Below are 14,294 nucleotides of genomic sequence, written 5' to 3'. Positions count from 1 at the left end.
AATGCATCTTCGAAACTAGTCAACGCACATGTCAGCCGACTCTTCTCATTCGCTCAAATCAAGCGTAATAAAGAACTATCGCTGGTACGTTTGTGCCTTATTGTTCTACGCCACCACCCTCCGGTATGTGGACAGGCAGGTGATAGGCATACTTAAGCCTACGCTGGAGCAGTACTTTGGCTGGAGTGAAATCGACTACAGCCATGTGGTGATGGCTTTCACAGCCTCTTATGCTCTGGGATTACTCAGCTTTGGCGGGCTCATTGACAGAATCGGCACCAAATTGGGGTACTCCCTTTCGTTGATCATTTGGAGCCTTGCTTCCATGGCACACGCAATAACAACGAGGACTATTGGCTTTGCATCAGTAAGGGCAGTCCTTGGGCTGAGTGAAGCTATGAATTTACCCACAGCCATCAAAACAGTGGCGGAATGGTTCCCCAAGAAAGAACGAGCGCTGGCCACTGGCATTTTCATTAGCGGCACCAACGTTGGGGCGATTGTGGCGCCAATCCTGGTGCCCATTATCGTCTCCATGTGGGGCTGGGAAGAAGCATTTATCCTGACCGGAGCCATGGGGTTTGTATGGCTCGCCTTGTGGTGGAAATTCTACGACATCCCAGTATCGCAAAAAAGGCTAAGCAAGGAGGAATACGACTACATCCACAGCGATGATGAAGAAAAGGATGAAAGTACCATAAGGGTTTCGTGGCTCAAACTGCTTTCCTTTCGTCAAACCTGGGCATTTATTGTTGGCAAATTTCTTTCAGACCCCATCTGGTGGTTCTTCTTGTTTTGGCTTCCCTCCTACTTTGTAAATGCCTTTCAAGTCGACTTTACCAAGCCTAGCCTGCTGCTGGCGATTATTTACACCGCCACCACCCTGGGTAGCATCGGGGGCGGCTACCTGTCGAGCTGGTTGATCAAAAGAGGCTGGCCCATCTTCAAAGCCAGAAGGGTGTCGATGCTGGTGTTTGCGTTATGTGTAGTTCCGATTATGCTGGCGCAGTTCCTAAGTAATTTGTGGATCGCCGTCGCATTAGTCAGCCTGGCGGCGGCATCGCATCAGGGTTGGAGCGCCAATATTCTCACAACTATAGGGGATGAGTTTCCAAAAAAGGTCATCAGCAGCTTGATTGGCATTGGCACATTAGCGGGCGCCCTTGGTGGTGTGCTTTTTCCAATTGTCGTGGGGCGGTTGCTAGACTACTACAAGACACTTGGAGACATTAATGCCGGCTACAGTGTGCTTTTCATTATTTGTGGGTGCGCTTATGTGGTAGCACTCATACTGATGCACCTCATTTCCCCCAGGCCTGCTAAGATAAAGCTCTAGCCCCTACCCCTGAATCAAAGGTTTTATTCTCTTACCAATCAGCTCATAAGCCTGCATGGTTTTTTCATGAGGAAGGTTGGCATTATCCATTTGGAAAGTCACCCGATCTATGCCTCCTAATGCCTCGCTGTGCCGTAAAATTTTCTCTGCCACCTCCTCGGGGCTTCCCAAAAGCAACGACCCAAGGGGTGCCCTTGCCATCTCAAATCGCTCTCTGGTCATTGGGGGCCACCCCCGCTCTTTCCCTAGTCTCGTCATATTGGCAGAAAAGCCCGGGAAGTAGTCTGCTATGGCTTCTTCTGTCGTATTTGCCACATAGCCCAGGGAGTGCAGCCCTACCTTCATTTCATTTTCTGGGTGACCGGCCTCCAGCCAGGCCTTTCTGTACAAATCAACAAGGGGGCGAAACCGATGCGTATCGCCGCCGATGATGGCCACCATGAGGGGAAGCCCAAGCATACCAGCCCTGGCAAACGACTGCGGCGTGCCGCCCACTCCCAGCCAAACCGGCAGTGGATTTTGCACCGGCCTTGGATAAATAGGTTGATCAACAAGCCTTGGACGGAATCTACCTGACCAGTTGGCAATTTCATTGTCACGGATATGGAGTAAAAGCCCCAGTTTTTCAGCAAAAAGCTGGTCGTAGTCCTTCAGGTCAAAGCCGAAAAGTGGAAAGGCTTCGATTGAAGAGCCTCTGCCTACTACCATTTCGGCTCTTCCGCCGGAAATGAGGTCGAGCGTGGCATGGCTTTGAAACACCCTCACCGGGTCAGCAGCACTGAGCACTGCCACGGCACTTGTTAGCCGTATGGTATTAGTGCGAGCCGCCGCCGCTGCAAGGATGGTGACGGTTGAGGAATCGAGGAACTCCCTGCGATGATGTTCACCAATCCCAAACACATCCAACCCCGATCTGTCAGCGTGTTCAATTCTTTCAAGTAAATTGGCCATCGCCTGCATGCTGTCTGCCTCCACACCGGATTCACTATCCGACACAATCGAAGCAAAGCTGTCTATTCCTATTTCCATATGACTTGTACCCATTTTTACACTAAAACACCTCGGATGAACACAGACTCGTTAAAGTAAATTCCCGTCAGTTAGAAACGGGTCTCTTAAATGCAAAAAGCCGCTCTGGAGCGGCTTTCATCTTGTCAGTATTTTGAGAAGCTTTTTATTCTACATAAGCCTTCACTGTCAGCGTCTGTGCTGAGGCTGTTGGGTCATTGGAGAAAATGGTAATGGTCTTCTGTTGTGTTCCCTTTCTTCCTTTGGGGTCGAAGGTAACCGACAGTTTACCGGTTTCGCCCGGCTTTAAGTCCTCCTTGCTTACAGTAGATACGGTGCAACCACAGTTGGTTCGGGTGTCTCTGATATTCAGCGGAGCCTTGCCAGTATTGGTATAAACGAAGTCGAACGAAACGCTGGCACTTTGCTGAATCCTTCCAAAATCATGAGTCACTTCCTGAAACGACAGCCTCGCTGCTTTGGCTTTTTCGGCATCTGTCATTGGTGGGAAATACTCTTCTATCGTAGCCAGCACGTAAAGAAGCTTCTCTCCATTCTCTGATTCATCGGTAAAAAGCTTCACATTGTCGGAATTGTAGCCAAATCTGGCCTTTTGCTTTGCATCATAAGTAACCACCACCTTGCCTACCTTCTTAGGCTCCAAAATCAACGGATCATACGACACCTTGATGTGGGCTGGCGCTTCTATGTTCTCTTTGAATGTGATGGCTGCGTCGCTGTCGTTATATACCTCGAATTCTTTCGTTACGGGCTTTTCAGTTGTAATCACACCAAAATTCATCGACCGGTACTTGAACCGGGTGTTTCCCAATTTGCTCGGATAGTCATCGGCAGGTGTTCGTGGCTTGGGCGTCACATTGCCCTTTATGTACAAATAGCTGGTAGCCCCGGCGGATGAGTTGCTGGTAACTGTTAGCGACTTTCGAAACGAACCAGGGCGGTTGGCCGGATTGTACTGGGCTTTCACGAAGCCTTTTTCTCCGGGTAACACAGGCTCCTGGCTCCAGCCCGGGGTAGTACACCCACACGAGGCTTTCACACCGGATATAACCAAAGGCGCATTGCCTTTGTTGACAAACTCAAAAGTGTGAGTAATGGGGCCCTCCTCTTCTCTTACATCTCCAAAATCATGTTCTGTTTCGGTAAACTCAGCAACAGCGCCACTTTGTGCCATTGCATTACTTGCCACAAAAAACAGCAAACTGCCCACCAAAAATGTAAATACCAGCCTTTTCATTGTCTCCATATTTTTCATCCTAAACTTGTTACGAAATAACGCAGTCAGTAGTTAACGATCAACACTTATCACTATTACTGAAGTATCAACGTAAGATTTTTATTTACTTTGCCCAAAATTTGATCAATGGCAAGGATACTTACAGGCATACAGAGTTCAGGGAAACCACATTTAGGTAATTTGATGGGAGCCATCCTTCCGGCCATTGAACTTTCAAGGCAGGAAAAGAACGATTCCCTCTTCTTTATCGCTGACCTGCATTCGTTAACCAGCATCAAGGATGCCGATGTAAGAAGAGAAAACACCAAAGCTGTTGCCGCAGCCTGGTTGGCATGCGGGTTTGATACCGACAAAAATATATTTTACCGCCAATCGAGGGTTAGCGAGGTGACAGAGCTGGCATGGCACCTGAGTTGCTTCACGCCGTTTCCGATGTTGCAGAATGCCCATTCGTTCAAGGACAAGTCGGACAGGCTGGCTGATGTCAACGCCGGGCTTTTCGTGTACCCTGTGCTGATGGCTGCCGACATTTTACTTTATGATTCAAACGTAGTGCCCGTCGGCAAAGACCAGCTGCAGCACCTGGAAATGGCCAGAGACATCGCAGGGGCTTTCAATAGCCGCTATGGCGAGGTGTTTGTCATGCCAGAGGCCCGTATTGACCAGCAGTTAATGACTATTCCCGGTACCGACGGACAGAAAATGAGCAAGTCTTACGGCAATACGATCGATATTTTTGCTTCTGAAAAGGATCTCAAAAAGCAAGTGATGTCTATCGTAACAGACGCTACTCCTCTGGAAGAGCCGAAGGACCCTGACACAAACAATGTCTTCAAGCTCTACAGCCTGCTGGCATCACCTTCTGACGTCGAGGCCATGCGGGATAAATTCCTTGGGGGCAACTACGGCTACGGCCACGCAAAAAAAGAACTACTGGAACTGATTCTTTCACACTTTGCCAAAGAAAGGGAAACCTTCGACTACTTCATGACTCACCAGGACGAACTGGAAGCCAAACTACAGGAAGGAGAGGCAAAAGCCAGAGTGATTGCCCGAAAGGTGTTAGATAGGGTGAGGAACACGCTTGGGTTCAGCTAACTACAGGGCTGACGGCTTCTTTTTTCAAAAAAAACTTCAACGTAACCAAAGTCACATACTTCGCCCTATTGCTGTCGGATATTTGTATCGTATTAGGACATAAACCTCTAATCAAACGACTATCATGAAAGCAAATATGGGTTCAATCGACAAGGCAATCAGAATTGTTTTGGCACTGGTCATCGGCGCACTTTACTACTTCGGACAGTTGTCAGGTATGGCCGCCACTATTTTATTGATACTAGCGGGCGTTTTTATCCTCACAAGCTTCATTGGAGTTTGTCCGCTTTATCTGCCGTTTGGCTTAAGCACAAAGAGAAAATAATCTTATCAAATAAACTTTATATCTAAAATGAGTAAGAACGCAACAGTAATAGACGTGCGTACTCCAGGAGAATTCATGGGTGGGCACGTACAGGGATCAATCAACATTCCATTACAAGACATCACTTCAAAAGTTCAGGAGATAAAGAAAATGGCTCAGCCAATCATTCTTTGCTGCGCTAGCGGCAACAGAAGTGGTCAGGCGGCTGGTTTCTTAAAAGCCCAGGGGATAGACTGCTCTAACGGCGGTTCATGGCTTGAGGTAAACATGGAAATGGTTAACAGCTAATCGTATGATTCAAGCAATAAAAAACATGCTAGGCATGGGGCCATCTGTTGATTTAAAGCAGCTGGTGAAGGATGGCGCCACGATAGTGGACGTTCGCACGAAAGGAGAATATGCTGGTGGCCATGTGAAGGGTTCTATCAACATCCCTCTTCAGGTGCTGGGAAATAACCTTGGAAAGCTGAAGAAAGAAAAGACTATTATTACCTGCTGCGCATCGGGCATGCGCAGCGGATCAGCCAAAAGCCTTCTTAAATCTAAAGGCTACACTGTGCACAATGGCGGTGGCTGGATGAGTCTTCAAAACAAATTAAGATAACTACCCAGTTAGACAAGTAAGCTTGCAGTTCGGGAAAGCAGTCGTTTAAACACTTCCTTCATACGCCTGCAAGCCTTGTTTTTCTCCAGAACCTATGACAAAGATCTACGAATTAGTGACAACAGGATGGCATTTTGCGAGGTGGCTCAGGCTTGGATTTGGAGTTTTCCTGGCAGCCCAGGCTATTCAACTAACCGATGCATTGTCGGGTGTTCTGGCTGCGCTTTTCTTGTTTCAGGCTGTCACCAATACAGGGTGTTGTGGAGCAGGTGGCTGTGCAGTACCAACAACTTCAAAAAAGGAGAACTTACCTGATCAGGAAACGGTTTATGAGGAAGTGAAATAACATTATGGGCAAACAATCATTTTCTGAATTGATAAAAAGTGAGCAACCTGTATTGGTTGACTTCACCGCCAGCTGGTGTGGGCCATGCAAAGCAATGGCACCGGTGCTGGATGATGTGAAACGCAAATTGGGAGACAGGGCCAGGATCATCAAAATTGATGTGGACAAAAACCCTAAGGCTGCCCAGAGCTACCGGGTAACGGGTGTCCCGACCTTTATCCTTTTCAAAGGGGGGCAGATTAAATGGCGGCAGTCAGGTGCGGTGCCTGGCTATCAGCTTGAGAAGCTCTTTCGGGAGCATGCATAAGGTTTTCAAATGAACAACATAATAAAGGGCGGTCTTTCAACCGCCCTTTTATTTTTACTTCTGATGAAAGGTATCTGATACAAAAGACAACACGGTTGGCAAGGCTGTTCGCCAGTAGGTCCAGTTGTGGCCACCGTCTCTTATTCTGAACTCATGAGGCACTTCTTTCTTACGTAGCGCTATGTGCACAAGCGAGTTGCCTTCATACAAAAAGTCATCGTCGCCACAGTCAATATACCACTTAACGGACTTCAGCTTTTCAGCCTCCATGCCGTCAATGATCTTGTTCACACCAAACTTATTGTAGTAATCTTCCAACTGCGCTTGGGTCGGATTTTCCGTGCCACTTCGTTCCAACCACCGGCGACCATCTTCAGGAGTGAGCGGGCCTGTGCTCGCACTCAAAGGACATGCAGAGGAAAATAATTCAGGATGGTGCAACGCATAAATAAAGGTGCCGCCGCCTCCCATGGACAAGCCAGCCACTGCTCTGTAGCGCTTGTCGGCTTTGATCCGATAGGTTTTTTCCACATGCGGCATTAACTCCTGAAAAAAGAAGTCCTCGTAGTTCCACTTGCCGTCGATGGTATTGAAATAGCCCCTCACGCCAGTGTCAGCGTCGGGCATCACAATGATCATAGCTGTGGCTGTACCATCCAGAATGGCCTTGTCGGCAATTCGCAGCACCTCGCCAAACTGCACCCAGCCAGTTTGATCATCGCCAGCACCATGCAATAAGTAAAGCACCGGATAGCTGCGCTGCGACGTCTCATAGTCTGGTGGGAGATAGATAGCGAACTTGCGTTCGCTTTTCAAAATTTTACTGGTAACTGTAAGGTTATCGAAAACTTTGCCTGTTTGGGCCAGCAGGTTACCTGCAAAGCACACAAAGGCGGCAAGAATAAGGTGTTTTTTCATTATTAAGTAGGTTTACAAATGATCTGACAATAGCCGGGCACGTGTGTGCCTGATCAGATAATGATAGCCATTTTCGGGCGAATGACCTACAGAAAATATACTACAACCTTCTCACAGAAGGAAACGGTTATTTTAATGTTTGAAAGAATGCGGAATAGCCCGGGTTACTCGGCTTTCCACACAACCTGCTGATTTTGGGCATCAACAATAAGCACCAGGCGAGTAGGGGCGGGAATCAGAACAATCCTTGTTTTCTTATCAGGAAAGTCATCCATATCCACCGGCACACCCTGATTAGTCAGCGTAGTGTAAGTAACCTTCCCGTCCGATTCCTTCTTAATGTATTCGTTTGCCAGATAGGCTATTGGCAGCAACACCTCACTATCGGGGCAGAATTCATCATGCACATCTCTTAGCGCCTCCTCAATATAGTCGCCGTAATTGTCAACAAACTCGTCTTCCTGGTCGTGCAGTAACTCCTCCAGATCATCGTACTTTGGGTCGTCGTAGCTAAGTCCGCTCAAGGCAATCTTTGTTTCTACCAAATCAATGAGGGCCTTGTCAAGTTTATTGATATCCATATTCGAAGCTTTCTTAAGAGATTATTCAATAGGTTTAAAGCGCACAAACTTTGGAATACTTACTTTAAGATTCAAGCAAGCCTTCAGATTTTTAGCATTGCCTTCATTTTTATTGAAGAAATCCGAAGACCCTTTTGTCTTGAAAACATATCTGCTAAATTCCCCTCTCAAAATAACTGAACATTTATGGAACAGCAAGCCCTGATAAAAGCGAAGCAATGGCTCTCAAGCAAAAACCTTGATGACGCAGCCAGAAAAGAAGTAGAGGCGATGATCGCTTCTACCGACAAATCCCAGTTGGTTGAATGCTTTTATAGAGATCTCGAGTTTGGCACCGGTGGCCTTCGTGGGATCATGGGGACTGGCTCAAACCGAATCAACAAATACACCATAGGCATGGCCACTCAGGGGCTGGCCAACTATTTGAAAAAGACTTACCCTGGCAAACAGGTGAAAGTAGCCATTGCTCACGACAGCCGGAACAATAGCCCATTCTTTGCTCAAACAACGGCCGACGTGTTTTCCGCCAATGGGTTCAAAGTGTATTTTTTTGACGCACTCCGCCCCACTCCCGAGCTTTCCTTTGCCATCCGTCATCTTGGCTGCCAAAGCGGCGTAGTCATCACAGCTTCTCACAACCCAAAAGAATACAACGGCTACAAAGCCTACTGGAACGATGGTGCGCAGATGATTGCACCACACGACAAGAACACCATTACTGAAGTAGGCAATATCAAGAGCATAGACGACGTAAAGTTCACCCCAAACAACTCGCTCATTGAAAAAATAAGCAAAGAGGTGGACGAGCCTTATCTGGAAGCCATCAAAGCAGGAAGCCTTTCGCCTGATATCATCAAAAGGCAAAAGAATCTGAAAATAGTCTTCTCGCCCATCCATGGCACGGGCATTACATTGGTACCTGAAATCCTGAAAAGAATGGGATTTGAAAACGTGACCATTGTAGACGAACAAGCTACGCCCGATGGCAACTTCCCTACAGTGGTGTATCCCAACCCTGAGGAAGCTGAGGCTATGAGCATAGCTTTGAAAAAAGCAAAGGCCATCGACGCTGACCTAGTGATGGCAACCGACCCCGATGCAGACAGAGTGGGCATAGCGGTGAAAAATGACAAAGGAGAGTTTCAACTTCTCAATGGCAACCAAACAGGTGCCCTGCTGGTGTATTACCTGCTGGAGCAGTGGAAAAACAACGGCAAACTCGATGGCAAGCAGTTTGTGGTCAAAACGATCGTCACCACCGACCTCATTGCCAAAATCGCCGACGGCTACAAAGTAAAATGCTACGAAACACTCACTGGCTTTAAGTTCATTGCTGCTTTGATCAGAGAGCTCGAAGGCAAGGAAACCTTTATTGGCGGTGGGGAGGAAAGCTACGGCTACCTGATAGGCGATGCTGTGAGGGACAAAGATGCCATTGCCTCTTGTGCTTTCATTGCAGAAATGACCGCTTTTGCCAAAGACAAAGGGATGAGCCTGTTCCAAATGCTGAATGAAATGTACCTCAAATTCGGCTACTACAAGGAGCACCTCATCTCACTGACCAAGAAGGGAATCAAAGGGCAGGAGGAAATCAAACAAATGATGGACGACCTGAGAGCTAATCCACCCAAAACGATCAATGGAAGCAAGCTGCTCAAACTAGCAGATTACACTTTGCTGGAAGAAAGGGACTTCGTCACAGGCAAAACTTCCAAATTGGATTATCCTAAGTCCGATGTGATGCAGTTTTTCACTGAAGATGGCAGCAAAATCTCCGCAAGGCCCTCAGGCACAGAGCCAAAAATAAAATTCTACTTTAGCGTAACCACACCGGTGAAAAATGCAGAAGAGCTCAAAAATGCCGAAGGCCTTCTAATGAAAAGAATCGATGGCATCATCGCTGATATGAAATTGAAATAGCAGATTTCCCGCTTTTTCTTGAAAGGCCCATGCAATCATGGGCCTTTCTTATGTACGCTTTTTGCAATTTTGAATATAATACTGGTCTATTCATCCCTGATTTCCTGCCGTATTATATAACTAAATCTAAAAATATTTATATTGGTATACCTTATTTGAACTATCGACCTTATTGACCGTGGAAATACTAATTAACATTGTTTTAGTCATTGTAGGATTCATCCTCCTAATCAAGGGGGCAGACTTTCTGGTAAGCGGAGCCTCGTCCCTTGCCAAAAGGTTTCATGTTTCAGACATCGCAATTGGATTAACCATAGTTGCTATGGGCACCTCCGCCCCAGAGTTGGTCGTGAATATCATATCAGGAACGGAGGGTTACGATGGAGCGGTATTTGGCAACATTATCGGCTCCAATATTTTTAACATGTTCCTTATTCTCGGCGTGGCAGCCGTCATTTACCCTATCTCCGTTCAAAAAAACTCTCTCTGGAAAGAAATCCCCTACTCTCTTCTGGCCACGCTCGTTTTCTTTGTTCTCGTCAACGATGTCCTCTTTTTTGGAGCAAAGGAAAACATCCTTAGCATAGTCGACTCTGTGATTCTATTGGTCATGTTTTCCATGTTTCTGCTCTATATTTTCTTCAACCTTAAGAAAGGAGAAAGTTCGGAGGAAGACGAAGACATTGTGGTCTTCACCAGTGTAAAGACCACGCTGATGGTTATTGGCGGGCTGGTTGGCCTTACTTTCGGTGGAAAGTTAATAGTAGACAATGCGGTAGCAATGGCCCGCTTTTTTGAAGTCAGCGAAAGATTGATAGGTCTCACTATTCTTGCTGCGGGAACCTCTCTGCCGGAGTTAGCCACTACAGTGGTAGCTGCCCTGCATAAGAAGTCAGATCTGGCCATAGGCAACATCATAGGTTCCAATGTTTTCAATTTATTACTGGTGTTAGGAACCTCGGGCCTTGTGAGCTCCGGGTATAGTCCATTGACTTTCGACACAGTGCTCAACACTGACCTTTATGTAATAATGGGCGGCACCATGATGCTCTTCGTTTTTATGTATACTTTCGGAAAATACAAGCTGGACAGGGCTGAGGGCTTTCTATATCTCCTTTGCTTCTTTTCGTACACATACTACCTTTTTATCCGTTTATAATTAGCGTCGTTACAACCATTTCACCTGTTTTGGCATTCTTATAGAGAACCGTAATTTCGTGCTCTCAAAAAACCTGCAATGCGCCAATCGGGAAACCTGATTCTTACTCTTCTTTTTTCAGTTTTGATTTACGGCAATAGCTATGCACAATCGAGCCCGGCCGATTCAGTGCTGGTAATTGGACAGGTACTGGAAGACGAAAGTTATACCGGCCTTCCTTTTGCTCACATAGCGGTGAAAGAGCGGGCTACGACTACCGACTTCAAAGGTATTTTTAAGGTGCGTGTGAGCACCACCGACACCGTGAGTGTTTCTTATGTTGGCTACAAAACGCAGCAACTGACTATCCCAAAGGGGTTAATTTCGCCCGTTTTTGAAACCAAGCTGATGCTCCAAAAAGACACCATCATGATGGAGAATGCCAATATTACGGTGCTTCCCGCTTCCATCGAAAAGTTCAAGCAGGCCATTCTGACGCTCGAACTCTCGGACCAGGAATATAAAAACGTGGAAAAGAACATGGCGGCACTTACGCAGCAGGTGCTCATTTACGACTACCGCAAATACAGCATGGATGCCGCTGAGAACCAACGTGCCGCCATGGCCGGCCCGCAGTCATTTAACTTTCTTAATGTTTTAAGAAAAGTAAAGGATGCACTGGTTGACCCAAATAAAAGTAAAGACGACCTCCCCACTCCTCCCCCGGTGTACTACGACACACCCGTGCTCCCCGACACCACCCCTCCCGACTCCCTGCTGATCCAAAAAGCCGATACCACGCAGCGGATAATTGACAATTAACCACAGACGCAACCCCTCATCACGATTTTGCATCTGCCATGTAACCACGGCAATAACAATGTTGTCAAATAGATGCAAAACAATTTAATGGTAAAGAAAGCTACCTTGCAATACAACCTACTGAAAGCCTTTTCCGTTGATGTTATCAAACTCAAAATAGGACTACTATGCTAACCAACTACTTACGCATTGCTTTTCGCTCGCTGCGAAGAAGCAAGTTTTTCTCTCTCATCAACATACTGGGGCTTGCCATTGGCATATGCTCCTTTCTGCTAATCATCTTTTTTGTGCAGGATGAACTCAGTTTCGACAAGCACCTGCCACATGCGGAAAGGATGTACCGGATGGACATGACTGGCCGGTTTGGAGGCAACGAATTCAATATTGCCGTGATCAGTGCCGCTCAGGGCCCACAAATGAAGGAAGACTTTCCAGAAGTGGAAGACTATGTACGGTTCAGAACAAGGGGCTACTTTCTGGTCAAATACGGCGAGGATGTATACAAAGAAGAAAGTGTGTCGTACGTTGACGCCAATGTATTCGATTTCTTCGGCATCAACATGATATCAGGCGACCCAGCCACCGCACTGAAAGAACCGAAAACTCTGGTTATCACTGAAGCCCTTTCCAAAAAGCTTTTTGGAGATGAAGAGGCGCTTGGTAAAGTGGTTAAGATATCGAACGACCAGGATTATAAAATCACCGGCGTGATGGCACCTTTGCCTCAAAACACTCATTTCCACTTTGATATTCTTGCGAGTATGGAAACGCTTGACGAGGCCAAAAATGCTATTTGGCTTAGCCAAAACTTCCAGACCTATTTCCGCCTGGCGGAAGGTGCTTCGGTGGAAAACCTCGAAGCCAAGTTCCCCGAGATGGTAGAGAAATACATTGGCCCGGAACTGGAGCGCTTTATGGGCGCCTCTATGGAAGACTTCGCTGAGGCCGGTAATAACATCGGCTATTATATGACCCCCGTCACCGACATCCACCTTTATTCGCAGGTAGATGCCCAATTGGGCCCTCCGGGCGACATTAAATATGTCTACATCTTTTCGGCGGTTGCAGCATTCATACTGATAATAGCTTGTGTCAATTTCATGAACCTGGCTACTGCCCGCTCAGCCAACAGAGCCAAGGAAGTGGGAGTCAGAAAAGTAATGGGAGCTTACAGACATAACCTGATTAGCCAGTTTCTCCTGGAATCATTAATTATCACGGGCATCTCCTTTGTGGTTGCTATCGGACTGCTGGCAGTTGCTTTGCCCTACTTCAATGAGCTGACCGGCAAAGTATTCAGCCTAAGCATTCTTGCCACGCCGACATTAGCAGTATCGTTGGCGGCAATCCTTATAGTAGTTGGTTTGTTAGCGGGCAGCTATCCGGCATTCTTTCTCAGCGCCTTCCAGCCGGCCAGTGTATTGAAAGGAAAGCTAAACATTGGGATGAAGAGCGGCTCGCTTCGCAGTGTGCTGGTGGTGCTGCAATTCTCCATTTCTATCTTTCTGGTGGTTGGCACACTTATCGTCTTCGATCAACTTGACTATATTCAAACCAAGAAGCTGGGCTACGATCGTGAGCAGCTGATTGTCCTGCAAAACACTTACGTGCTCGATAAGTCAATAGAGTCTTTCAAAAATGAAGTTGTTGCCAACAGCTATTTCAAGAGTGGATCAATTAGTGGCTTTTTACCAATCAGATCCAACAGCAACAATAGTGCGATGTTCCCAGGAAGAAACCCCAAAAGCAACAGCACCACTTCCCTGGCGATGTTCTATGTAGACTACGACTACATCCCGACCCTGGGTATGGAGTTGTTAGAAGGACGTAACTTCTCAAAGGATTTTGGCGCAGATTCGACAGGAGTGATTATCAACGAAGCCACTGCCAAGCAATTTGGAATAGCTGACGACCCTATTGGGCAGGAATTGGGCACTTTCGATGGGGACGACAGTGACCCGGAGGACCTGAGAATCAAAGTATTCAAAGTGATTGGAGTGGTGAAGGATTTTCACTTTGAATCACTAAAAACTGACATAAGACCAGCTGTCATCTTCCTGGGCGAAAGCACCAGCAGAATTACTTTCAAGCTGAATACCATTGAATATGCAGAGGCCATTAGCTTCCTTCACAGTAAATGGGATGAGTTTGCCCCTGGGCAACCTTTTGAATACGCTTTTTACGATGAGGAATTCAACGCTGAATACAAGGCAGAAGAAAAAATCGGGGAGATATTCGGGATTTTTGCAGGACTGGCTATCTTCATTGCCTGCCTCGGCTTGTTTGGTCTTGCGGCCTTTACCGCCGAACAGCGTACCAAAGAAGTGGGCATCAGAAAAGTGCTTGGCGCATCCATTGGCTCCATTATTTTACTTCTCAGCAAGGAATTCATGAAGCTGGTGTTGATTGCCTTTGTGATCACTGTACCCCTGGCGTGGTTTGCCATGGACGCCTGGCTACAGGACTTCGCCTACCGCACAACGATTGGTGCTGGCGTATTTGCTCTTGCCGGCGGGCTGTCTTTCGTAATTGCCTGGCTAACCATGAGTGTGCATTCTTTTAAAGCCGCAGCCATGAACCCCTCCAGTTCGTTGAGAACGGAATAGCTAACTTACAGGAACTTTGTTGACGAA

Annotated in this window: 15 protein-coding genes; 11 read left to right on the top strand and 4 right to left on the bottom strand. The window is 47.0% G+C overall.

The window, feature by feature from the left end; translation table 11 throughout:
* The first annotated feature begins 28 nt into the window (after positions 1 to 28).
* Positions 29 to 1,336, top strand: coding sequence for an MFS transporter (locus tag RT717_RS06495; protein ID WP_317490931.1), 1,308 nt, complete (start codon positions 29 to 31; stop codon positions 1,334 to 1,336).
* Between the two features lie 3 nt (positions 1,337 to 1,339).
* On the opposite strand, the gene RT717_RS06490 is transcribed toward RT717_RS06495, so the two are convergent.
* A complete protein-coding gene (locus RT717_RS06490; RefSeq protein ID WP_317490930.1) occupies positions 1,340 to 2,365 on the bottom strand; it encodes an LLM class flavin-dependent oxidoreductase in 1,026 nt (341 codons plus the stop codon).
* A 145-nt stretch (positions 2,366 to 2,510) separates the two neighbouring features.
* Complete coding sequence (locus RT717_RS06485) at positions 2,511 to 3,602, bottom strand: DUF1573 domain-containing protein (RefSeq protein WP_317490929.1); 1,092 nt, start codon at positions 3,600 to 3,602, stop codon at positions 2,511 to 2,513.
* Between the two features lie 126 nt (positions 3,603 to 3,728).
* On the opposite strand from RT717_RS06485, the gene trpS reads away from it, so the two are divergent.
* The 6 genes from trpS (at position 3,729) to trxA (ending at position 6,282) form a co-directional block, all read left to right on the top strand.
* The gene (gene trpS / locus RT717_RS06480) at positions 3,729 to 4,700 is read left to right on the top strand and encodes a tryptophan--tRNA ligase (protein WP_317490928.1); all 972 of its coding nucleotides are present in this window, start codon (positions 3,729 to 3,731) and stop codon (positions 4,698 to 4,700) included.
* A gap of 124 nt (positions 4,701 to 4,824) precedes the next feature.
* The gene (locus tag RT717_RS06475; protein WP_317490927.1) at positions 4,825 to 5,025 is read left to right on the top strand and encodes a YgaP family membrane protein; all 201 of its coding nucleotides are present in this window, start codon (positions 4,825 to 4,827) and stop codon (positions 5,023 to 5,025) included.
* 27 nt (positions 5,026 to 5,052) lie between these two features.
* Positions 5,053 to 5,313, top strand: a complete 261-nt coding sequence (locus tag RT717_RS06470) for a rhodanese-like domain-containing protein (protein WP_317490926.1) — start codon at positions 5,053 to 5,055, stop codon at positions 5,311 to 5,313.
* Positions 5,314 to 5,317: 4 nt separating this feature from the next.
* Positions 5,318 to 5,629 (top strand): rhodanese-like domain-containing protein, encoded by a 312-nt coding sequence (locus RT717_RS06465; protein WP_317490925.1) that lies wholly within the window; start codon positions 5,318 to 5,320, stop codon positions 5,627 to 5,629.
* Positions 5,630 to 5,723: 94 nt separating this feature from the next.
* Complete coding sequence (locus tag RT717_RS06460; RefSeq protein ID WP_317490924.1) at positions 5,724 to 5,975, top strand: hypothetical protein; 252 nt, start codon at positions 5,724 to 5,726, stop codon at positions 5,973 to 5,975.
* A gap of 4 nt (positions 5,976 to 5,979) precedes the next feature.
* Complete coding sequence (gene trxA / locus RT717_RS06455) at positions 5,980 to 6,282, top strand: thioredoxin (protein ID WP_317490923.1); 303 nt, start codon at positions 5,980 to 5,982, stop codon at positions 6,280 to 6,282.
* A 54-nt stretch (positions 6,283 to 6,336) separates the two neighbouring features.
* Here trxA and RT717_RS06450 read toward each other — a convergent pair whose 3' ends face one another.
* Both RT717_RS06450 and RT717_RS06445 read right to left on the bottom strand, forming a co-directional pair.
* Positions 6,337 to 7,200 carry an alpha/beta hydrolase gene (locus RT717_RS06450; protein ID WP_317490922.1) on the bottom strand — a complete coding sequence of 288 codons (864 nt, stop codon included), beginning with the start codon at positions 7,198 to 7,200 and terminating at the stop codon, positions 6,337 to 6,339.
* A 164-nt stretch (positions 7,201 to 7,364) separates the two neighbouring features.
* Positions 7,365 to 7,781 (bottom strand): hypothetical protein, encoded by a 417-nt coding sequence (locus RT717_RS06445; protein ID WP_317490921.1) that lies wholly within the window; start codon positions 7,779 to 7,781, stop codon positions 7,365 to 7,367.
* A gap of 186 nt (positions 7,782 to 7,967) precedes the next feature.
* Here RT717_RS06445 and RT717_RS06440 point away from each other — a divergent pair, with 186 nt between their 5' ends.
* From RT717_RS06440 to RT717_RS06425, 4 genes are all read left to right on the top strand, one after another.
* The gene (locus RT717_RS06440) at positions 7,968 to 9,701 is read left to right on the top strand and encodes a phospho-sugar mutase (protein ID WP_317490920.1); all 1,734 of its coding nucleotides are present in this window, start codon (positions 7,968 to 7,970) and stop codon (positions 9,699 to 9,701) included.
* 178 nt (positions 9,702 to 9,879) lie between these two features.
* Entirely contained in the window at positions 9,880 to 10,860 is a 981-nt protein-coding gene (locus tag RT717_RS06435) for a calcium/sodium antiporter (RefSeq protein WP_317490919.1), read from the top strand.
* A 78-nt stretch (positions 10,861 to 10,938) separates the two neighbouring features.
* The gene (locus tag RT717_RS06430; protein ID WP_317490918.1) at positions 10,939 to 11,661 is read left to right on the top strand and encodes a carboxypeptidase-like regulatory domain-containing protein; all 723 of its coding nucleotides are present in this window, start codon (positions 10,939 to 10,941) and stop codon (positions 11,659 to 11,661) included.
* 167 nt (positions 11,662 to 11,828) lie between these two features.
* Complete coding sequence (locus RT717_RS06425; protein ID WP_317490917.1) at positions 11,829 to 14,267, top strand: ABC transporter permease; 2,439 nt, start codon at positions 11,829 to 11,831, stop codon at positions 14,265 to 14,267.
* Positions 14,268 to 14,294: the final 27 nt, after the last annotated feature.

It is taken from the genome of Imperialibacter roseus (genome assembly GCF_032999765.1).
GTDB lineage: Bacteria > Bacteroidota > Bacteroidia > Cytophagales > Cyclobacteriaceae > Imperialibacter > Imperialibacter roseus.
The sequence above is the reverse complement of the archived record's forward strand: the minus strand, read 5'-3'. Positions and strand labels throughout refer to the sequence as shown.